Source organism: Nocardioides panacihumi, assembly GCF_039530925.1.
GTDB lineage: Bacteria > Actinomycetota > Actinomycetes > Propionibacteriales > Nocardioidaceae > Nocardioides > Nocardioides panacihumi.
Genome location: NZ_BAAAPB010000004.1, coordinates 120,509 through 140,121, shown reverse-complemented (window position 1 = coordinate 140,121; position 19,613 = coordinate 120,509). Strand labels below are relative to the sequence as shown.

The window sequence follows — 19,613 nt, the reverse complement described above, 5'->3', positions numbered from 1 at the left end:
CTGGGCGACACGGAGAAGACACGATCGCGAGACGTGACTCAGTCGGCGGGGCGCATCCTCTCTCGACGGCCCAGCGGACTGTCAGATCGATCAGTCTAGCAAGTCGGGCCTCAGGGCGTGGTCGAGACGGCGCCACGCGTCACGTGGCGTCGACCCTGTACCCCCGCGAGCGGAGTCGCTCACACAGCTGGGCGGCATGCGGTTCGCCACGCGTCTCCAGCTGCAGCAGCACCTCCACCTCGTCGAGGCTGAGGATCGGGCTGTTGCGGGCGTGGGCGACCTCGAGCACGTTGGCGCCCGCGCCGCCGACCTCCGCGAGGAGGTTGGCCAGCCCCCCGGGCAGGTCAGGGATCACGACCCGGAGCGTCAGGTACCGGCCGGCTGAGGCGAGGCCGTGGCGGATCACCTTGTTCAGGAGCAGGGGGTCGATGTTGCCGCCGGAGAGCACGACGACCGTCGGGCCGGGGAACGCCGCGGGGTCGTCGAGCACCGCCGCGACGGCCGCCGCGCCGGCCGGCTCCACCACGAGCTTCGCCCGTTCGAGGACGCCGAGCAGCGCCCGCGAGAGGGACTCCTCGGAGACGGTGCGGATCTCGTCCACGTGGTCGCGTACGACGGCGAAGGTGATGTCGCCCGGAAGCCCCACCGCGATGCCGTCCGCCATCGTCTTCATCGACGGCAGCGCGAGCGGGTGCCCCTGGTTCAGCGAGCCCGGGAACGCCGCCGCGCCCTCGGCCTGGACGCCGACGACCCGGACGCCCGGGTTCTTCGCCTTGATCGCCAGGGCGATACCGGCGAGCAGCCCGCCGCCGCCGGTCGGCACCACGACGGTGCGCACCTCGGGCACCTGCTCGAGGATCTCCAGGCCGACGCTGCCCTGGCCGGCCACGATGTCGACGTGGTCGAAGGGGTGGATCAGCACGGCGCCGGTCTCCTCGGCGAACCGCCGTGCGGCGACGAGGCTGTCCTCCAGGTAGCGGCCTTCGAAGACGACGGTGGCGCCGTAGCCGCGGGTCGCCTTCTCCTTCGGGATCGGGGCGCCCTCGGGCATGAACACCGTCGCGGAGATGCCGAGCTGCTGGGCGGCGAGCGCGACGCCCTGAGCATGGTTGCCGGCGCTCGCAGCGACGACGCCGCGTGCCCGCTCCTCGGCGCTCAGGCGCGAGATCCGCACGTAGGCACCGCGAGACTTGAACGAGCCGGTGCGCTGCAGGTTCTCGCACTTGAAACGCACGGGTCCGCCGGTCAGCTCCTCGAGCCAACGCGCGCCCTGGACGGGCGTCTCGATGATCACGTCGCGGAGCACCTCGCGGGCCGCCTCGATGTCGGCCAGCGTGACCGTTCCTGTGTTCGTCGCCGGCTCACTCACCGGTCACCTCCGCATCCTCGGGATCGACATCTTCCGTGTAGTCCTCTGCCAGCTCCTCCTCGGGGTCGGCACCGACGTCGGTGCCGGCGGCGAGGTGCTGGGTGACGGCGTTGAGGGCGGCGGCCAGCGGTACGGCGACCAGCGCGCCCGCCACGCCGGCCACGACCACGCCCGTCGCGATCGCGACGATGACAGCGAGCGGGTGCACCGACACCCAGCGGCCGAGCAGGAAGGGCTGCAGGCCGTGCGCCTCGAGCTGCTGCACGAGGATCACACCGCCGAGCATCAGCAGCGCGGTGACCGGACCCTGGTCGACGAGCGCGACGAGGACGGCGACGCTGCCCGCGACCGTGGCGCCGATGAGCGGGACGAACGCGCCCAGGAAGACCAGCACGCCGATGGCCGCGACGAATGGCACCCGGAGGATGGCCGCCACGATCATGACGCCGATCGCGTCGACCGCAGCGACGATCACGGTCGCGCGGACGAACTGGGTGAGCGAGATCCAGGCGACGCGGCCCGAGCCGTCGACCTGACCGCGCGCGGCACGCGGCGACAGCCGGACCAGCCAGGCCCAGATGCGGTCGCCGTCGGCGAGGAAGAAGTACGTCGCGAACAGGGTGATGAAGATGCCCGCGAAGACGTGCGTGACGGCCGTGCCGACCGCGCCGACACGACCGATGATGCCGCCGCTCTTGCTGCGGTCCGTGATGCTCTGCTGCGCCTTGTCGATGTAGTCGTTGATCTGGCTGTCGCTCGCGTGCAGCGGGCCGGTCTTGAGCCAGTTCTTGATCTCGTCGAGGCCTTGGACCGTCTGGTCGGCCAGGTCGTTCGCGCCGTTGGCGACCTGTTGCCCGGCGAAGGTGAGCAGAGCGGCGACGAACGTGAGGCCACCGAGGACGACCAGCAGAGATGCCAGGCCACGCGGCAGCCCGATCCGCACGAGCGCCGAGACGAGGGGCACGACGAGCGCAGCGACGAGCAGGGCCACCACGACCGGGATCACGACGACCTCGAGGAACCCGAGCGCGCGGACCAGCACGTAGCCGGCCGCTGCGATGACCAGGAACCGCCAGGCCCACTGCGCGGCCAGCTCGACGCCCCGCGGCACCTCGGCCGGGCCGGCCGGCACGAACGCCGCGGCCGGCACGGCCAGCTGCGCCTGGCGCTCCTCGCGCAGCTGCGTCCACTGGTGGAACAGCCGAGCGGCGAATCGCGCCTCGTCCGGCTGCGGTCCGGGCGGCGGTGGGCCCGGCGCCGGGTCCGTCGGGTTCTCGTCGGTCATGTTGCCGAGACTAGGGCGTCAGTCATCACCAACAGGCAGCGGCGCCCGTCGTGTTCGCCGGCGAGGTGCGGACGCGAGCGAGCCTTATCCGAGCGACCGGTCCAGGTCGGCGATGAGATCCTCGGCCGTCTCGATGCCGACGCTCAGCCGGACCAGGTCAGCGGGCACCTCGAGGTCGGTGCCGGCGACGCTGGCGTGCGTCATCCGGCCGGGGTGCTCGATGAGCGACTCCACGCCGCCGAGGGACTCGCCGAGGGTGAAGACCTCGGCGCGCTCGCACACCGCCAGCGCCTGGCTCTCGCCGCCGTTGACCCGGAACGACACCATGCCGCCGTACCGCTTCATCTGGCGGGAGGCGACGGCGTGGCCGGGGTGGCTCTCGAGGCCGGGGTAGATGACCTCGGCGACGCGCGAGTCGTTGACGAGGAAGTCGACGACCCGCTCGGCGTTGTCGCAGTGCCGGTCCATCCGGACGGCCAGCGTCTTGAGGCCACGGTGGGTGAGGAACGCGTCGAACGGCCCCGAGATGCCGCCGATGGCGTTCTGGTGGAAACCGATCCGGGTCGCCAGGTCGAGGTCGCGCACGACGACCGCCCCGCCGACGACGTCGGAGTGGCCGCCGACGTACTTGGTGGTCGAGTGGACGACGACGTCCGCGCCGAGGGTCAGCGGCTGCTGGAGGTAGGGCGACGCGAAGGTGTTGTCGACGACGAGCAGCGCGCCGGCCGCGTGCGCGAGGTTCGCGATGGCCGCGATGTCGGCGATGTTGAGCAGGGGGTTGGTCGGCGTCTCGACCCAGACCAGCTTGGTGCGGCCGGGCTGGATCGCCTCGGCCACCAGGGCCTGGTCGTGGACGGCGGCCGGGGTGTGCTCGAGGCCCCAGGGCCTGGCGACCTTGTCGACGAGCCGGAAGGTGCCGCCGTACGCGTCGTCGGGGATGACGATGTGGTCGCCCGGCTTCAGCAGGCTGCGCAGGATGGTGTCCTCGGCGGCGAGGCCGCTCGCGAACGCGAAGCCCCGCTCCCCCTCCTCGACGGCCGCGAGCGCGCCCTCGAGCGCGGTGCGGGTGGGGTTGGCGGAGCGGCTGTACTCGTAGCCGCCGCGCAGGCCGCCGACGCCGTCCTGCTTGTAGGTGCTCGACGCGACGATGGGCGGGTTCACCGCACCCGTGGTCGGGTCGGGCTCGTATCCGGCGTGGATGGCCTTCGTCTCGAAGCCTGACTTGTTCCGGTGCTCCTGGGTCACGGACCGAGCCTAGTCACCGGGAACGTCCGGCGCCTCGCCGGTGTTGGATGGATGCCACCACCAGACCCTGTGAAGGAGGACCACCATGTTCGGTCGTCCGAAGTCCCTCTTCTCCCCCGAGCAGACCCTGCCCGGCCACGAGACCCAGATGTGGGAGCTGCCGGCCCACCACCGCGTGCTCGGCACCGCCCTCGATGCGACGCCCGGCGACGGCACGACGCCCGAGGGCTACGAGGTCGCGTACTTCGGCCTCGGCTGCTTCTGGGGCGCCGAGGAGATCTACTGGAAGAAGCCCGGCGTCTACGCCACCTCGGTCGGCTACCAGGGCGGCACGTCGCCCCACCCGACGTACGAGGAGGTGTGCAGCGGGCGCACCAACCACACCGAGGCGATCAGGATCGTGTTCGACCCCTCGGTGGTGTCCTACGCCGACCTCGTGAAGACGTTCTTCGAGGTGCACGACCCGACCCAGGGCATGCGCCAGGGCAACGACGTGGGCACGCAGTACCGCTCCGCGATCTACTTCACCACGCCGGAGCAGGAGCAGACGGCGCGCGAGCTCACCAAGGTGTACGGCGAGGAGCTGGCCCGACGGGGGTTCGACCCGATCACCACCGAGGTGCGCGAGGCGCCGGCCTACTACCCGGCCGAGCCCGCTCACCAGCAGTACCTCGACCGGGTGCCGAACGGCTACCGCTGCCACTCCACGACGGGGATCCGCTTCCCGGCCTGACCGGATGACGTGCCGGTGGTCAGAGATGACTAGACCACCGGCACGGGCCCGGTCCGTTCGGGTCAACCTCCAGGGAACGGCTCAGGTCGCGCCCCCGCGGGACGAACAATGAAGCAGCCATCGTCGTCCCGGACAGATCGCGGGGGTCTCGCCATGTCGGACACGCCTGCTGATACCCGTGTCACCAAGGGCCTGCTGTTCAACCTCGTCATCTGCCTCATCGGGATCGCCGTCGCAGTGGGGTGCGTCGTGGCGGCCGTGTCGGACACGCACACCGTGCCCGCGCTGATGTCGATCGGTGGTGTCGCTCTCACCGTCGTCGTCGCGCGCTTCCCGATCGTCCTCGACAGGGCGGACCGGGGCGGGATCGAGATCGGCTTCGACTCGACGATCCTGATCTTCATGCTGTGCACGTTCCACGCGACGGACGCACTGGTGATGTGGTCGCTGGGCGTGCTCGCGACGCAGCTGGCCGCCGACAAGCGGCTCGCGTCGCGCCTCTTCAACGTCGGCGTCGGCATCATCGCCGGTGCGCTCGCCGCCGTTGTCCTCACCGAGGTCCGCGGTGACAGCATCGGGACCGCCCGCGAGCTGGCCGCCGTCGCCCTCGCCGCGGCGGCGTACTTCAGCACCGACCTGGTGCTCTCGGCGGTGTCCGTGACGATCAGCAGCGGCCGCCGCTTCACGCGCAACCTGGTGCAGCGCCAGACACTGGTGGCGATCGCATGCTTCGTCCCGTTCGACACGCTGGGATACCTCGCCGCCGTCGTGCACCGGGCGACGCCGTGGTGGGGGCTCAGCCTGCTCGGCGTACCGCTCGTGACACTGCTCGTCGCGACCCGGGCCGTGACGCGCGGCCAGGAGAACGCCCGGCGGCTCACGGTCCTCTTCGACGCGGCGGTACGCGCCCAGACCCTCACCACCCGTGCCGAGGTGGAGGCCGCGCTGGTCGACGACGCCGGCCGCCTGCTGCGGCTCTCGCAGGTCGCCGTGCGGTCCACCGCGCCCGGGCGCTCCGAGATCGGAGCGCTCGTGGAGGGTGGCCGGACGCCGACCTGGGTGATCGCGAAGGCGCTCGACCGGGCGCGGTCGACCTCGCACGCTGACGAGCAGGGGCTCAAGGCGCTCGCGGCCGTCGCCGCCGAGGCCCTGTCGCGCCTGGGTCTGACCGAGGAGATGGTGCACATCGCGCGCCACGACCCGCTGACCGACCTGCCGAACCGCGGCATCCTGCTCGACCGGGTGACGCGGGCGCTCGAGACCGCGAGCGCCACCGAGCGGCCGGTCGGGCTCCTCTTCATCGACCTCGACGCCTTCAAGCCGATCAACGACCGCTACGGCCACGAGGCCGGCGACCAGGTGCTCGTCGAGCTCGCCGGGCGGCTCCGGTCGTGCGTCGGCGACATGGGGACGGTCGCCAGGCTCGGTGGGGACGAGTTCGCAGTGCTGTTCGAGCGGCGCCGACCGCTCGAGATCGAGGTCATGTGCGACCGGCTGCTGGCCGCCCTCCGCGAGGAGCTCTGCGTCGACGGGCACACGATGTCGATCGGCGCGAGCGCCGGCATCGCGTTCGCGAGCCCGGGCGACACGGCCACCGGGCTGGTTCGCAAGGCCGACCTCGCCATGTACGCCTCCAAGGTCGCCGGCAAGGGCGAGGTCGAGGAGTACGTCGACACGATGGGCCGCTCCCGCCTGGAGCGGCTCGAGCTGGTTGACGACCTGCGTCGCGCCCTGGACCGGGCCGAGCTCGACATCGCCTACCAGCCGATCGTCGCCGTCGACACCGGCCGGATCGTCGGCGTCGAGGCCCTCGCGCGGTGGCGGCGCGGCGGCGTCGCCGTACCCCCCGACCTGTTCATCCCGACCGCGGAGGACGCCGGGCTGATCGTCGAGCTCGGCGAGCAGGTGCTCGCCACGGCGACCACCGACGCCCGTGCGCTGCGAGCGGCCGTGGACGGCCCGTTCCTGCTCGCGGTCAACATCTCCGCCAGGCAGCTGCGGGAGCCGACCTTCGTCGACAGCGTGCGCCGGGCGGTGTCCGCGATGCGCGGGATCACCCTGGTGCTCGAGGTGACCGAGCGGCAGGGCATCGACCTGGACCCACGCGTGCTCGCGACCATGGAGGCGATCTGCGCGGCGGGCGCCGAGATCGCCATCGACGACTTCGGCGTCGGCTTCTCCTCGATCAGCTACCTCCACGACCTGCCGGTGCAGCACATCAAGGCCGACGCCACCCTCGCCCAGGACATCGACACCGACGAGCGGGCCCTCGCGCTGCTCCGCTCGGTCATCGCGATGGGTCGCACGCTCGGCTTCGGGGTCGTCGTCGAGGGCATCGAGCGGGAGTCGCAGCTGGCCGCGCTGGCCGCCGACGGCGACGACCTCCTCGCCCAGGGCTTCCTGCTCCACCGGCCGATGCCGGTGTCCGAACTGCTGGTCGTCCTCGCCACCGACCGGCTCGCAGGGACCGTGGCCGCCGAGTCCGCCTGAGGCACCGGCTGCGGGTCATGGCCAGCCCGCGCCGACGGGGCTACGTTGCCAGGGAAGCGGCTCGGGCACTTCCTGACCCTAAGGAGCAGCGATGCTGAACGACAGCTTGGTGACCGCCAACGTTCCGGCCGCAGACCTCGCTCGGGCAGAGGCCTTCTACGCCGACACGCTCGGGCTCACGCCCACCAGCAGGGACCCGGGCGGGCTCATCTACGACACCGCCGGCGGGACCACGTTCTACCTCTACGAGACCGAGTTCGCCGGTCAGGCGGGCCACACCATCGCCCAGTGGCACGTCGGGAACGTCGCCGACGAGGTCCGCGACCTCAAGGCGAAGGGACTCGCGTTCGAGCACTACGACATGCCCGGTGTCATCTGGGACGGCGACATCGCCTCGATCGAGGGCATGGGGCACGCCGCGTGGTTCAAGGACAGCGAGGGCAACATCATGTGCATCGACGACGCGAAGGTCGGCTGAGCGCTGCCGCGAGATCGTCGGACGGCCCGCCCCGGGGCTGCCCGTCAGACGGACGCGGCCCCGGGAGGTCCGGGGCCGCGCCCGGCAAGGGTGGATGTCGGGCGATCGACGTCTCGGACCGGATGGATCGACGTCTCGGACCGGATGGATCGACGTCTCGGCGGGTGGGTCAGTGCGCCCGCTCCATCCGGCTCCAGCCGGTCCAGCCGCGTTCGGTGAGCATCTCCTGGAGACGCTCCACGAGGGGATGGGCGTCGAAGGCGTAGGAGTCGATGAGGCCGACGAACGCGTCGTCGCTCATCTCCGCGCTCTGCCGCTCCAGCTCGCCACGCTCCGCCGACTGCTCGGCCAAGTCGGCGATCAGGTCGGCCACGGAGCCGAGCTTCTCCTCGTCCAGGCTCCTGCCCGCGACGCCGTCCGCGACCAGCTCATCGATCAGACGATAGAGACGGACCGTCCGCGGGTCCTCCAGCTGAGCCGTCTTGTCGGCCATGATCTCGGGGATCTTCTCGGGCCAGCGGGCGGCCATCAGGATCCAGCCGTCGCGCTCGCCCTCGACCATCGCCTCCGACGCACCGCTCGCCCGCAGCCTGTCGAGGTAGTCGACCACCTCGACAGGCAGCGCGAGCGAGTCACCGTCGGCGAGCCGGGCGATCCGCCTGCGGTGCTCCTGCAGCTCGCGGATCCGTGCGCGGAGCTCGGCGTCGATCTGCGCGACGGCCTCGCCGAACTCCGCCGGGGTCGCTCCGAGGAGCTCCTGCACCCGGGCCAGGGGTACGCCGGCCTCGGCCAGCGTCCGGATCCGGATGAGGCGGACGACGTCGCCGGCGCCGTACGTCCGGTAGCCGGAGGCGTCGCGGGCCGGTTCCGGCATCAGCCCGATGTGGTGGTAGTGCCGCACCGCGCGCACGGTGACCCCGGCGTACGCCGACAGCTGACTGATGGTGAGCATGGGGTCAGACTGCCCGAACCCGGCCGAAGACGCGGCAGGCCCACCGGAAGCAGACCAGCGCGATCAGCACGCACCAACCGATCGCCCACCACGCGTCCGAGCCGGGGTCGCGCCCCTCGAGGCACGCACGGAGCGTCTCGATGATCGGGGTGAAGGGCTGGTGCTCCGCGATCCACGCCAGCACGGTCGGCATCGAGTCGGTGGGCACGAAGCCGCTCGACAGGAACGGCAGCAGGATGAGCGGGAGCGGAGCGTTGCTGGCGGCCTCGACGCTGCCGCTGGCCAGGCCGAGCGCGACGCTGAGCCAGGTCACGGCCACGCCCAGGAGCAGGATCATGCCGGCGGCACCGGCCCAGCCGGCCAGCGAGCCGCCACCGCGGTAGCCCAGCACCATCGCGACGGCGAGCACGACGAGCACGGCGAAGACCGTCTGCAGCATCGCGGCCAGCACGTGGCCGGTCAGCGGCGCCGACCGGGCGATCGGCATCGTCCGGAAGCGGTCGATGATGCCTTCCGTCGCGTCCTTCGCGACCACGATCGCGGTGCTGTTCGCCACCGAGGCCACCGTCATCACCAGGATCGCCGGTGTGACGTAGTGCAGGTAGTCGGACCGGTGGTCCAGGCTGCCGGCGCCTCCGGGGAGCCCGGCGCCCATCGTGCCCCCGAAGACGAAGACGAACAGCAGCAGGAAGACGACCGGCATCCCGATGATCATCAGCGTCAGCGAGGGGTAGCGGATCAGGTGCTTGAGGTTGCGGCGCAGCATCGTGACCGAGTCGCGGATGCCCTCGGTCCACGCCGCGGTCGTGGTGGTCGTGGTGGTCGTGCTCGTGGTGGTCGTCGTGGTCATCGGACCGTCTCCGTCTCGTCGTCGTCGTCGGTGGTGGGGGTGGCGGCATGGCCGGTGAGCGCCAGGAAGACGTCGTCGAGCGTCTCGCCGCCGGCCTGGGCCTTGAGCTCGGCGGGCGTGCCCGTCGCGACCAGGCGTCCGCCGTCGAGCAGGCCGACGGTGTGGGCGAGCTGGTCGGCCTCCTCGAGGTACTGCGTGGTCAGGAAGATCGTCACGCCGTCCGCGAGCAGCTCGCGCACGATCCGCCACAGGTCGCGCCGGCTGCGCGGGTCGAGCCCGCTCGTCGGCTCGTCGAGGAAGATCAGCCGCGGGCGGCTCACCAGCGTCATGGCGAGGTCGAGGCGGCGCTTCATCCCTCCGGAGTACGTCGCCGCGCGCCGGTCGGCCGCATCGACCAGCCCGAAGCGGTCGAGCAGCTCGTCGACCCGGGCAGCCGCCTCACGTGCGGGCAGGTGCGCCAGGTCGGCCATCAGCCGGAGGTTCTCCCGGCCCGTCAGCAGCTCGTCGATCGCGGAGAACTGCCCGGTCACTCCGATGGAGCGGCGTACGCCGTCGGGCTGCGTCACCACGTCGAACCCGGCGATCCGGGCCCCTCCGGCGTCCGGTGCGATGAGGGTGGAGAGGATGCGGACCATGGTGGTCTTGCCGGCGCCGTTGGGCCCGAGGAGGGCGTAGACGGTGCCGGTGGGCACGGTGAGGTCGATCCCGCGCAGGACGGGCTGGTCGCCGTACGACTTGGCGATCCCGGCGACCTCGATGGCAGGTGTGGATGTGGTCATGAGCTCAGCCTGGAGGGTTGACGCTGCGTCAAGGTCAAGCACCGATCTCCAGCCTGTGGGGATTCGGTGCGGGTGCTCGCCACTGGGTACCGTGCCGGATGACTATCGCCGAGGCCGTCGCCACTGAGCCCACACGGCCGGGAGGACTCACGCGATCTGACGTGACCCTGCTCGGCAAGGAGCTCGACGCCATCCGGCAGGAGGTCCTGGACAGCCGGGGAGAGCGCGACGCGGCGTACATCCGGCGCGTCATCAAGGTGCAGCGGCTGCTCGAGCTCGGCGGCCGCCTCGCCCTGCTGCGCAGCCGCAGCAAGGCCGCCTGGCTGCTCGGGACGGCCAGCCTGGCGGTGGCCAAGAGCCTGGAGAACATGGAGATCGGCCACAACGTGCTGCACGGTCAGTGGGACTGGATGCGCGACCCCAAGATCCACTCCTCCACCTGGCAGTGGGACCACGCGTCGCCGCCGGAGCAGTGGAAGCGCGCGCACAACCAGGTGCACCACTCCTTCACGAACATCGTCGGGCACGACAACGACCTCGGCTACGGGATCATGCGGGTCGACGAGGCGCAGGACTGGAAGCCGCGACACCTCGCCCAGCCGCTGTGGAACCTCGTCACCGCCTGCATCTTCGAGTGGGGCATCGCGATGTACGACCTCGACCTCGGCGAGCACGTCCGGGACAAGAAGCGGATGTCTCCGGAGAAGAGGCGCGAGGCCAAGCAGACCCTGAAGAAGGCCGGGAAGCAGGCCCTCAAGGACTACGTCATCTGGCCCGCGCTCTCGGGTCGCGCCTGGCGCTCCACGCTCGCGGCCAACGCCGTCGCGAACCTGGCGCGCAACGTGTGGTCGCACTCGGTGATCATGTGCGGCCACTTCCCCGAGGGCGTGGAGGTCTTCGAGCTCGACGAGCTCGACCCGGCCGAGAGCCGGGGCGACTGGTATCTGCGCCAGATGCTCGGGTCCGCGAACATCTCCGGGTCTCCCGCGATGCACCTGATGACGGGCAACCTCTCCCACCAGATCGAGCACCACCTCTTCCCGGACCTGCCGAGCAACCGCTACGCGGAGATCGCGCCGCAGGTGCGCGCGCTCTTCGACAAGTACGGCCTCACCTACTGCAGCCGGCCCCTGGTGCCCCAGGTGTACTCCGCATGGCACCGCGTCGTCCGGCTCTCGCTCCCGAACCGCTGGCTGCGCGAGACGCGCCGCGACAACCTGCTCCCTCAGCTGCGCAAGCTCTTCGCCCGGCCGGCGGTCGCCTGAGCACGGTCCGGGTGGCAGTTTGAACCGATGACGACTCGGGCACCTGAGTGATCAGAGCGGTCGGCCGCTCGAACGCTTCATCACCAACGAACGGAGTCGCACCATGTTGTGGACCATCCTCGTCATCGTGGCCATCGTGGCCATCGTGCTGTTCATCCTCGGCCGCGTCCGTGGAGGCCGCGGCGGGATCTGAGCCACAGCACCCGTCTCACGCGAAGGGCACCGTCTCCACTGGAGACGGTGCCCTTCGCCGTCAGCAGACGGCCTTGCCGCCCGCGTAGTCGGGCGGCGGCGGCCCGTCGGAGTGGTAGGGCGGCCGGTGCAGCACCACGCTCGTCGGCTCGACCCGGATCTCGTCGCCCTCGACAGTGGCGACGCCGTCGACCAGCAGCGTGAAGCCCTTCTCCCCGGTCGGCGGGCACAGCACCGTGACCTGGGGGTGGAGGGCGACGTTGGCGCTGCTCGACCGGCCCGCGCCCACGACCACGCGGCCGTCGACGAGCCGTGGCCGCACCGCGACCGCGCGCGTCGTGGCGTCGGCGGTGACGGTGAGCAGGTAGCCCTCGGCGTACTGCTCCAGGGCGCGGCCGAGATCGGCCTGTGAGACCGGGTAGCTCATGCGCCGAGGCTAGATCGCCTCAGCCTCCGCTGGCCAGGGAGAGCTTGACGGCGAACGCGAGGAAGATCGCCGCGATGCTCGACGTCGCCGCGGCCGAGACCCGGCGGCGGCGCCGGAACGCACCCGCGAGCCGGTCGCCGCACACGATGAGGATCGAGAGGTACGTCGCGCTGGCGACCTGGGCGATCGCGCCGAGCACCAGGAACGACAGCGCCGGCGTGCCGTAGTGCGGGTCGACGAACTGCACGAAGAACGCGACGAAGAACAGGATCGCCTTGGGGTTGAGCAGGCTGATCACCAGCGCGCGCCGGTAGGGCCTCTCCCCCGCGACGGCGGGCTGCTCGGACACGGCCTCCTCCACCGGCGAGCGCCGTGCCCGCCACATGGCCCAGGCGCCGCGCAGCATGTTGAGCGCGAGCCAGCCGAGATAGCCGGCGCCGAGGAACTTCACGATCCCGAAGAGGAGCGGGTTGCCCTGCAGCATCGAGGCGACCCCGCCCGCCGAGAGCGTCATCAGCACGGCGTCGCCGGTCCAGACACCGGCGGCGCCGGCGTACCCGCTGCGGACCCCGCGCCGCGCGGCGACCGAGAGGACGTAGAGCGAGTTCGGGCCGGGCAGCAGCACGATGAGGATCGTCCCGATCAGATAGGTCCCGAGATCGGTCACGCCCAGCACGCCTCGGAGTGTGGCACCACGCGTCCCTGGTGCGCACATCCTCACCGGGGTGCACGGCTGCCGCGCGTCACTGCACGACAAGGCACAGGAGCGCGTCCGTCAGCGGCGGTCGACCCAGCGGTCCTCCCCGGGCACCAGGACGCCGGCGCCGGACGTGAGCTCGGCGACGAGCGCGGCCAGCCGCGGCTCGTCCAGGGGTGGGGCGGCGACGGTGAGCAGCACCGAGGCGTCGTACGTCGACCCGAGCACCGTCACCCCGGCCGCGCGCAGGTCCGTCTCGAGCCTGCCGGCCACGTCGTGAGGCACCGCCAGGGTGAACTCGCGGACGAGCTCGCGACGCAGGGTGCCGACCTCGTCCAGCCCGGCGCGTACGGCGTCGGAGTAGGCGCGGACGAGACCGCCGGCGCCGAGCAGCGTGCCGCCGAACCACCGGGTGACGACCGCGGCGACGTCGCAGACCCCTGCCCCGCGTAGCACCTCGAGCATCGGCGCGCCCGCCGTGCCGGCCGGCTCGCCGTCGTCGTTCGACCGCTCGACCGGCTGCTGCGGCGGCCCGAGCCGGAGGGCGGAGCAGTGGTGCCGCGCGCCCCACTGCTCCCGCCGCAGCCGCTCGACCAGGGCCCGCGCCTCGGCCTCGGCCTCGACGCGCTGCAGGGTCACCAGGAAGCGGGACCGCTTGACCTCGATCTCGGCCTCGCCGTCGCGGGCGATCGTCAGGTAGCCGGACATCACCACAGCCCGAGCAGGCCGCCGCCGATCCGGACGATGAACCCCGAGACCACGACGATGAAGAAGATCCGCACGAACCGCGTCCCTCGGGAGACCGCCACCCGCGCGCCGATCCAGCCGCCGAGCAGGTTGCACGCGGCCATGACCAGGCCGACGTGCCAGACGACCGCGCCCTGCGGGATGAAGACGAGGAGGGCGGCGAGGTTGGTGGCGACGTTCGCGATGCGCGCCTTGGCGGAGGCCTCCAGGAAGTTGTAGCCGAGCAGCCCGACGAGGCTGATCACGAAGAAGCTGCCGGTGCCCGGACCGAGCGCGCCGTCGTAGAACCCGACCCCGAGGCCCACGGCGATCGCCGCCAGCGTGTGGTGGTGGCCGGCGAAGCGCAGCTCCGTCACCTCGCCCAGGCTCGGCCGCAGCAGCACCCACGCGCCGACCAGGATGAGCGCGATCAGGACGATCGGCTCGAAGACGCTGGCCGGGAGGTGCGAAGCGACGGTCGCGCCGGCGGTCGAGCCGGCGAAGGCCGCGATCATCAACGGCACGAAGGTCCGGGGGTCGGGCCGCACCCGGCGGTAGTACGTCGTCGACGCCATCGTCGTGCCGAAGACCGACGACAGCTTGTTGGTCGCGAGGACCTGAACGGGCGCGGCGCCCGGCATGCCGAGCAGCAGTGCCGGCAGCTGGATCAGCCCCCCACCGCCCACCACCGCGTCGACGAAGCCCGCCGCCACCGCCGCCATCCCGAGGAACGTGAGGGCGATCGTGCTCGGGTCGGACACCGCGCCATTGTGCAAGGGGGTCGCCGCGCGGCACGAGGGGGGTGCAGACTTCGACCGTGGCCGACCCCTTCCACCAGCGCCTCCACCACATCGCCGCGAGCGGACTGGTCGGCGGCCTCTCCAGTGAGACCGCTCAGACCAGTGGCATGCGTCGGCTCGAGGCGATCAGCGGCAGGAGCGTGGGCGCCGAGCACCTGTGGATGGGCCAGACGCACGTCCCCGCGGCCACGTCGTCGGGCGACCACCACCACGGCGAGTCGGAGACGGCCATCTACGTGGTCTCCGGTCACCCGGTCTTCGTCTTCCTGGACACCGACGCCGAGCCACCCGTCGAGCGCCGGATCGAGACCTCACCGGGTGACTACGTGTTCGTGCCGCCGTACGTCCCGCACCGCGAGGAGAACCCCGACCCCTCCGAGGAGGCCGTCGTCGTGATCGCGCGGACGACGCAGGAGGCGATCGTCGTGAACCTGGACAGCCTCGGGTGAGGCTGTCATGACCCAGCCGGTCGAGCGTCACCTCCTGCGGGCGAAGGACCAGATCGAGGCGCGGTACGCCGACCCGCTGGACGTCGCCGCCCTGGCCCGCGCGGCTGGGCTGTCCCCCGCGCACTTCAGCCGGCTCTTCAAGCAGGCGTTCGGCGAGAGCCCGCACGGCTACCTGCTCACGCGGCGGCTCGAGCGGGCCGCCGCGCTGCTGCGCAACACCGACCGCAGCGTGGCCGACATCACCATGCTGGTCGGCCTGGCCTCGGTCGGGAGCTTCACGACGAGCTTCAAGCGCATGTTCGGCAGCACACCGACGGAGTACCGCGCGGCGTACCCGGCGATCGCCGACCGGGTGACGCTGCCGAGCTGCGTCGTACGGGTGCACGGCCGTCCGCAACGGCGCACGTTTCGAGAAGACGGTGCCCCCGCCGCGTCCGTAGCGTCGTCCACGACGGACCCGCCCGGGTCCGAGAACACGTGAGGAGCAGGCAGATGATCAAGATCAACACCGCCCAGGTGTGGGTGCTCGACCAGGACGAGGCGGTGGCCTTCTGGACCGAGAAGGTCGGCTTCGAGATCCGCGAGGACGCGTCCTTCCCGGAGCTGGGCGGCTTCCGCTGGGTCACCGTCGGAGCCCCCGGGCAGGACTTCCCGACGCTGGTGCTGATGGACATCCCCGGAGCGCCGGTCTTCCCGGACTCGACGGTCGCGGAGATCAAGTCGCTGCTCGCGAAGGGGCACTCCGGCGGCATCTTCCTCGAGACCGACGACGTGCAGAAGGCCTACGAGGAGATGTCGGCCAAGGGTGTCGAGTTCACCGACCTGCCGGAGCGTCGGCCGTACGGAATCGACGCCGGCTTCCGGGACCCGTCCGGCAACTCGTTCCGGATCATGCAGCCGCTGCCGGAGTGATGCTCCGATGTGCTCATGGGCGAGCCGGACGTCATACGGGGTGGTCGTCAGAACAGCCGGCTCGTATGACGTCCGGCTAGCCGGCCCACCAGCCGCGGCCGCCCCAGCCGCCGTACCCGTCGAACCCGGGGCGGTCCGAGCGCGAGCCGAGGTAGGAGCCGACCACGGCCGCGCCGAGGTCGTCGAGCTCCGGCGCGACGACCCGGCCCTCGACCCGCGCGGCCATCGAGTCGACGAACCGCGCCAGGCCCGGGTCCTCGCCGAGCCGGAAGAACGTCGTCTGGGCACCGAGCCGGCGGGCGTTGTCGAGCTCGCGGACGGCGTACGCGATGGTCAGCGGGTGCGGCGGGTAGGCGAAGAAGACCTCGCCGTCGGGCTCCAGGTGTGACGTCGGCTCACCGTCGGTGACGATGAGGAGCACCGGCTGCGCGGTCGGGTGCTTGCGGAAGTGCCGGTTGGCGAGCAGCAGCGCGTGGTGCAGGTTGGTGCCCTTGTCCCACATGGCGTCGAGGGCGGTGAGCTCCTCGATCTCCATCGTGCGGGCGGCACGACCGAAGCTGATCAGCTGCAGGTCGTCGCCGCGGAACCGGGACCGGATGAGCGTGTGCAGCGCCAGAGCGGTGCGCTTCATCGGCACCCATCGTCCGTCCATCGCCATCGAGAAGCTCGTGTCGACCAGGAGGGCCACCGCCGCCCGGGTGCGGTCCTCGGTCTCCTGGATCTCGATGTCGTCGACGGTGAGCCTGACCCCGGCGCCGAGCCCGCCCTCCCCGGCAGTACGCCGCACGGCGTTCGTGATCGTCCGCGGCACGTCCCACGGCTCGGTGTCGCCGAACGCCCACTGCCGCGTCGCACCGGAGAGGTCGCCCGCGGCGCCGGCGCGCCGCAGGTCGCGCTGACCCTGCCGCCCGCTCATCCGCTCGGCGACGTCTCGCAGCAGGGCCTTGCCGAGCTGACGCATCGCCTTCGGGGTGAGCCGCAGGTCGCCGTCGGAGCCGCGCTCGAGCTGACCGGTGTCACGCAGGGCGCGCTCGATCTCGGCCAGCGTGCGGGCGTCGACCGCAGCGTCCTCGCCCAGCTGCCGTGCGAGCGCGTCGAGGTCGACGTCGTCGAGCCGGCTGCCGGCGTACGACTGCGAGAGCTGCTCGGAGAGCTGGTCGAGCTCGGCGAGGTCCTGCAGCACGCCGGTGCCGTCGCCGAGACCGAGCCCCTCCTGGCCCTCGAACTCCTCCGAGCCGCCCCAGTCCTCTCCGGGCCGCAGCATCTGCAGGTTCGAGTCGAGCCGCGCGAGGGACTCCATCAGCGCCGGCGAGCCGAACGCCTGCTGCGAGAGCTGCATCAGCTCCGCGCGCTGCTCGGGCGACATCGAGTTGAGCATCCGCTGGGCGGCGGCGGAGCGCTGGGCGAGCGCGTCGAGCAGCTCGTCGATGTCCTGCGGGTCCTCCGGGAAGAAGTCACCGTGCTTGTCCATGAAGTCGGCGAAGTCCTCGGGGGTGTCCTCGCCCATCGCGTGCTTCTCGAGCAGGCCGTTGAGGTCGGTGAGCATCTCGTTGACGGCCGCACGGTCCTCGTCGGTGGCGCCCTCGAGCGCCTGCTTCATGCCGGCGAAGCGCTGGTCGAGCATCTCCCGGCCGAGGAGGTCCTTGATCTGCTCGTAGGCCTCGCGGGCCTCCCGGCTCTGCCAGTCGTACGACGACAGCTCGGTCACCGCCGCCGCGGTGTTGGGCGACAGCGAGTCCAGGCGCATCTCCCGGAAGGCACGGTCGGCGTCGTCCATCATGGCGTCGCGGGCCAGCTGCTTGCGCTCCTCCAGGACGGCGCGGTCGAGCAGCTCGCGGACCTCCTGGAGCGTGCCGTCCAGGTTGTGCCGCTGGGTCAGCTCGCGACGCTTCGCCGCGACCCGGCGGGCCAGGTCGTCGAGCCCCTGCTGGTCGCGGCCGCCGCGGCGGAGGAACTCCCGCATGGCCCGCTCGGGGCTGTAGCCGGCCATGACGTCCTGACCGATCGCGTCGAGTGCCTCGGCGAGGTCGACGGGCGGAGCGAGCGGGTCGCCGCCGGCGTACTTCCTGTACCTAGCCATAGACGACCTCGGCGCCGTCGGACCCGGAGTCCGACTCCGTCTTGCCGATCTTGCGGGCCAGGTAGAGGCCCTCGAGGGCGAGCTCGATCGCGCCCGCGCGCTGGCCGTCGTTGGTCGCGCCGAGCCGGTCGCAGACCTGGTCGTAGATGTCCGACTCCCCCAGCCGCGGCAGGCCCGTGAGGAAGTCGAGCGCCGTCATGCGACCGCTCGTGGTCACCATGGCGCCGCTCTCGATCGCGTCGACCAGCAGCGCGAAGTCGAGGCCGCGGAAGTGCATGCGCACCGTCTCCGCGACCGCCGTGCGCAGCAGGTGGGTGAGGATCTCGGCCTCACGCCCCTCCTCTCCCGACTCGAACTCCACCTTGCCGCCGAGCACGTCGACCGCGGTGTGCAGGTCGACGACGCGGGCGACGGGCTCCTCGCCGTGCACCGTCGCACGGTGCAGCGCGGCGGCCGCGATCGTCTCGGCGCCCGCGATCGAGAACCGCGCCGACACACCACTGCGCTGGTCGACCGCCGAGGAGTCCCGCAGGTTGCGGGTGAAGCGGGCGAGGATCTCGACGAGGTGGTCGGGCACGTCGGCGACGAGCTCGGCCTCCTGCCTGACCACGGCCACCTCGGCCTCGAGCTCGGCCGGGTAGTGGGTGCGGATCTCGGCGCCGAAGCGGTCCTTGAGCGGCGTGATGATGCGGCCGCGGTTGGTGTAGTCCTCGGGGTTCGCGCTCGCCACGACCAGCACGTCCAGCGGCAGCCGCAGCACGTAGCCGCGGATCTGGATGTCGCGCTCCTCCATCACGTTGAGCATCGCGACCTGGATCCGCTCGGCGAGGTCGGGCAGCTCGTTGATGGCGACGATGCCGCGGTGGCTGCGCGGGACGAGGCCGAAGTGGATCGTCTCCGGGTCGCCGAGGGAGCGGCCCTCCGCCACCTTCATCGGGTCGACGTCGCCGATCAGGTCGGCCACCGAGGTGTCGGGGGTCGCCAGCTTCTCGGCGTACCGCTCGTCGCGGTGGCGCCACTCGATCGGCAGCTCGTCACCGAGCTCCGCGGCGCGCCGGCGCGACGGGACCGTGATCGGATCGTACGGGTGCTCGCCGAGCTCGCTGCCGGCGATGACGGGCGTCCACTCGTCGAGCAGGCCGACCATGGTGCGCAGCAGCCGGGTCTTGCCCTGGCCGCGCTCGCCCAGCAGGACCACGTCGTGGCCCGCGATGAGCGCGCGCTCGAGCTGCGGGATCACGGTGTCCTCGAACCCGTGCAGGCCGGGCCACGGATCCTCTCCGCTGCGCAGCTTCGCGAGCAGGTTGTGGCGGATCTCCTGGCGCAGGGTGCGGTGGACGTGGCCGCTCGCGCGCAGCTCTCCGAGGGTGGTTTGCGTGGGGGTCTCGGGCACGGTCTCACGCTACGCCCGGCGCGCAAGCGGATAGAGTCTCCGGCGTGTTCGGCCAGACCTGCCCGTGCGGCTCAGGAGCGACGTACGACGCGTGCTGCGGGCGGCTGCATCGCGGGGCCGCGCAGGCCGGGACCGCGGTGGAGCTGATGCGGGCGCGCTACTCGGCGTACGCCGTCGGCGACCCGGGCTTCGTCTTCGCGACCTGGCATCCCCGCACCCGGCCCGAGGACGTCACCCTCGATCCGGAGCTGACCTGGACCGGGCTGGAGGTCCACGGGTACGGCGAGGACTGGGTGGAGTTCAGCGCGGCGTACCTGTCCCGCAGCGGGGCCGGCGAGCTCCACGAGCGGAGCCGGTTCGAGCAGCGGGCCGGGCGGTGGGTCTACGTGGACGGCGACCTGGGCTGACCGGGTTGGGCCCATGGTCCTCTCCTGGTCCCTTCCCCAGCGCGGCGTGCCCCGATCGCGGACAATCGAGTGTCCGATCCCCTC

At 71.6% G+C, this 19,613-nt stretch carries 20 protein-coding genes; 8 read left to right on the top strand and 12 right to left on the bottom strand.

Features of this window, described 5'->3' with window-relative positions; all coding sequences use genetic code 11:
* Positions 1-139: 139 nt before the first annotated feature.
* The 3 genes from ilvA to ABD205_RS16670 all read right to left on the bottom strand — a co-directional run bounded on the left by ilvA (position 140) and on the right by ABD205_RS16670 (position 3,899).
* Complete coding sequence (ilvA, locus tag ABD205_RS16680; RefSeq protein WP_344046696.1) at positions 140-1,369, bottom strand: threonine ammonia-lyase; 1,230 nt, start codon at positions 1,367-1,369, stop codon at positions 140-142.
* Positions 1,362-2,654: an AI-2E family transporter gene (locus ABD205_RS16675; protein ID WP_344046694.1), complete on the bottom strand. Its 1,293-nt coding sequence runs from the start codon at positions 2,652-2,654 to the stop codon at positions 1,362-1,364. Before ABD205_RS16675 ends, ilvA begins: the two co-directional genes overlap by 8 nt.
* A gap of 84 nt (positions 2,655-2,738) precedes the next feature.
* The gene (locus ABD205_RS16670; protein ID WP_344046692.1) at positions 2,739-3,899 is read right to left on the bottom strand and encodes a cystathionine gamma-synthase; all 1,161 of its coding nucleotides are present in this window, start codon (positions 3,897-3,899) and stop codon (positions 2,739-2,741) included.
* 85 nt (positions 3,900-3,984) lie between these two features.
* Here ABD205_RS16670 and msrA point away from each other — a divergent pair, with 85 nt between their 5' ends.
* The 3 genes from msrA (at position 3,985) to ABD205_RS16655 (ending at position 7,600) form a co-directional block, all read left to right on the top strand.
* Entirely contained in the window at positions 3,985-4,632 is a 648-nt protein-coding gene (gene msrA / locus ABD205_RS16665) for a peptide-methionine (S)-S-oxide reductase MsrA (RefSeq protein WP_344046690.1), read from the top strand.
* A gap of 153 nt (positions 4,633-4,785) precedes the next feature.
* On the top strand, positions 4,786-7,122 hold the full coding sequence (locus ABD205_RS16660; RefSeq protein WP_344046688.1) for a putative bifunctional diguanylate cyclase/phosphodiesterase: 2,337 nt from the start codon (positions 4,786-4,788) through the stop codon (positions 7,120-7,122).
* 91 nt (positions 7,123-7,213) lie between these two features.
* Positions 7,214-7,600 (top strand): VOC family protein, encoded by a 387-nt coding sequence (locus tag ABD205_RS16655; RefSeq protein ID WP_344046686.1) that lies wholly within the window; start codon positions 7,214-7,216, stop codon positions 7,598-7,600.
* Between the two features lie 169 nt (positions 7,601-7,769).
* On the opposite strand, the gene ABD205_RS16650 is transcribed toward ABD205_RS16655, so the two are convergent.
* Genes ABD205_RS16650 through ABD205_RS16640 form a run of 3 tightly spaced genes read right to left on the bottom strand, consistent with a single transcriptional unit; the run spans position 7,770 to position 10,181 of the window.
* On the bottom strand, positions 7,770-8,552 hold the full coding sequence (locus ABD205_RS16650) for a MerR family transcriptional regulator (protein WP_344046684.1): 783 nt from the start codon (positions 8,550-8,552) through the stop codon (positions 7,770-7,772).
* Positions 8,553-8,556: 4 nt separating this feature from the next.
* Positions 8,557-9,402, bottom strand: coding sequence for an ABC transporter permease (locus ABD205_RS16645; RefSeq protein ID WP_344046682.1), 846 nt, complete (start codon positions 9,400-9,402; stop codon positions 8,557-8,559).
* A complete protein-coding gene (locus ABD205_RS16640) occupies positions 9,399-10,181 on the bottom strand; it encodes an ABC transporter ATP-binding protein (RefSeq protein WP_344046680.1) in 783 nt (260 codons plus the stop codon). Before ABD205_RS16640 ends, ABD205_RS16645 begins: the two co-directional genes overlap by 4 nt.
* Positions 10,182-10,342: 161 nt before the next feature.
* On the opposite strand from ABD205_RS16640, the gene ABD205_RS16635 reads away from it, so the two are divergent.
* Complete coding sequence (locus tag ABD205_RS16635) at positions 10,343-11,446, top strand: fatty acid desaturase family protein (RefSeq protein WP_425573066.1); 1,104 nt, start codon at positions 10,343-10,345, stop codon at positions 11,444-11,446.
* Positions 11,447-11,699: 253 nt separating this feature from the next.
* On the opposite strand, the gene ABD205_RS16630 is transcribed toward ABD205_RS16635, so the two are convergent.
* The 4 genes from ABD205_RS16630 to ABD205_RS16615 all read right to left on the bottom strand — a co-directional run bounded on the left by ABD205_RS16630 (position 11,700) and on the right by ABD205_RS16615 (position 14,249).
* Positions 11,700-12,065 (bottom strand): hypothetical protein, encoded by a 366-nt coding sequence (locus tag ABD205_RS16630; RefSeq protein WP_344046676.1) that lies wholly within the window; start codon positions 12,063-12,065, stop codon positions 11,700-11,702.
* 19 nt (positions 12,066-12,084) lie between these two features.
* Positions 12,085-12,741, bottom strand: a complete 657-nt coding sequence (leuE, locus tag ABD205_RS16625) for a leucine efflux protein LeuE (RefSeq protein ID WP_344046674.1) — start codon at positions 12,739-12,741, stop codon at positions 12,085-12,087.
* A gap of 99 nt (positions 12,742-12,840) precedes the next feature.
* Positions 12,841-13,470, bottom strand: a complete 630-nt coding sequence (locus ABD205_RS16620; protein WP_344046672.1) for an IMPACT family protein — start codon at positions 13,468-13,470, stop codon at positions 12,841-12,843.
* Positions 13,470-14,249, bottom strand: a complete 780-nt coding sequence (locus ABD205_RS16615) for a TSUP family transporter (RefSeq protein WP_344046670.1) — start codon at positions 14,247-14,249, stop codon at positions 13,470-13,472. The genes ABD205_RS16620 and ABD205_RS16615 overlap by 1 nt, the downstream gene beginning before the upstream one ends.
* A gap of 56 nt (positions 14,250-14,305) precedes the next feature.
* Here ABD205_RS16615 and ABD205_RS16610 point away from each other — a divergent pair, with 56 nt between their 5' ends.
* The 3 genes from ABD205_RS16610 to ABD205_RS16600 are packed head-to-tail and all read left to right on the top strand — an operon-like array spanning position 14,306 to position 15,649.
* Positions 14,306-14,737 carry a cupin domain-containing protein gene (locus ABD205_RS16610; RefSeq protein WP_344046668.1) on the top strand — a complete coding sequence of 144 codons (432 nt, stop codon included), beginning with the start codon at positions 14,306-14,308 and terminating at the stop codon, positions 14,735-14,737.
* Between the two features lie 7 nt (positions 14,738-14,744).
* A complete protein-coding gene (locus ABD205_RS16605; RefSeq protein ID WP_344046666.1) occupies positions 14,745-15,218 on the top strand; it encodes a helix-turn-helix domain-containing protein in 474 nt (157 codons plus the stop codon).
* 11 nt (positions 15,219-15,229) lie between these two features.
* Positions 15,230-15,649: a VOC family protein gene (locus ABD205_RS16600; protein WP_344046664.1), complete on the top strand. Its 420-nt coding sequence runs from the start codon at positions 15,230-15,232 to the stop codon at positions 15,647-15,649.
* A gap of 76 nt (positions 15,650-15,725) precedes the next feature.
* On the opposite strand, the gene ABD205_RS16595 is transcribed toward ABD205_RS16600, so the two are convergent.
* Complete coding sequence (locus ABD205_RS16595; protein ID WP_344046662.1) at positions 15,726-17,729, bottom strand: VWA domain-containing protein; 2,004 nt, start codon at positions 17,727-17,729, stop codon at positions 15,726-15,728.
* Positions 17,722-19,122 carry a magnesium chelatase ATPase subunit I gene (locus tag ABD205_RS16590; RefSeq protein WP_344046660.1) on the bottom strand — a complete coding sequence of 467 codons (1,401 nt, stop codon included), beginning with the start codon at positions 19,120-19,122 and terminating at the stop codon, positions 17,722-17,724. The genes ABD205_RS16595 and ABD205_RS16590 overlap by 8 nt, the downstream gene beginning before the upstream one ends.
* A gap of 44 nt (positions 19,123-19,166) precedes the next feature.
* Between ABD205_RS16590 and ABD205_RS16585 the strand changes: the two genes are divergently transcribed.
* Positions 19,167-19,529 (top strand): YchJ family protein, encoded by a 363-nt coding sequence (locus ABD205_RS16585; protein WP_344046658.1) that lies wholly within the window; start codon positions 19,167-19,169, stop codon positions 19,527-19,529.
* Positions 19,530-19,613: the final 84 nt, after the last annotated feature.

Bases quoted from the DNA above. Each gene is read 5' to 3' on its own strand.
- ABD205_RS16675 (WP_344046694.1), bottom strand. From the start codon at position 2,654: ATGACCGACGAGAACCCGACGGACCCGGCGCCGGGCCCACCGCCGCCC.
- msrA (WP_344046690.1), top strand. From the start codon at position 3,985: ATGTTCGGTCGTCCGAAGTCCCTCTTCTCCCCCGAGCAGACCCTGCCC.
- ABD205_RS16660 (WP_344046688.1), top strand. From the start codon at position 4,786: ATGTCGGACACGCCTGCTGATACCCGTGTCACCAAGGGCCTGCTGTTC.
- ABD205_RS16655 (WP_344046686.1), top strand. From the start codon at position 7,214: ATGCTGAACGACAGCTTGGTGACCGCCAACGTTCCGGCCGCAGACCTC.
- ABD205_RS16650 (WP_344046684.1), bottom strand. From the start codon at position 8,552: ATGCTCACCATCAGTCAGCTGTCGGCGTACGCCGGGGTCACCGTGCGC.
- ABD205_RS16645 (WP_344046682.1), bottom strand. From the start codon at position 9,402: ATGACCACGACGACCACCACGAGCACGACCACCACGACCACCACGACC.
- ABD205_RS16640 (WP_344046680.1), bottom strand. From the start codon at position 10,181: ATGACCACATCCACACCTGCCATCGAGGTCGCCGGGATCGCCAAGTCG.
- ABD205_RS16630 (WP_344046676.1), bottom strand. From the start codon at position 12,065: ATGAGCTACCCGGTCTCACAGGCCGATCTCGGCCGCGCCCTGGAGCAG.
- ABD205_RS16620 (WP_344046672.1), bottom strand. From the start codon at position 13,470: ATGTCCGGCTACCTGACGATCGCCCGCGACGGCGAGGCCGAGATCGAG.
- ABD205_RS16605 (WP_344046666.1), top strand. From the start codon at position 14,745: ATGACCCAGCCGGTCGAGCGTCACCTCCTGCGGGCGAAGGACCAGATC.
- ABD205_RS16600 (WP_344046664.1), top strand. From the start codon at position 15,230: ATGATCAAGATCAACACCGCCCAGGTGTGGGTGCTCGACCAGGACGAG.
- ABD205_RS16595 (WP_344046662.1), bottom strand. From the start codon at position 17,729: ATGGCTAGGTACAGGAAGTACGCCGGCGGCGACCCGCTCGCTCCGCCC.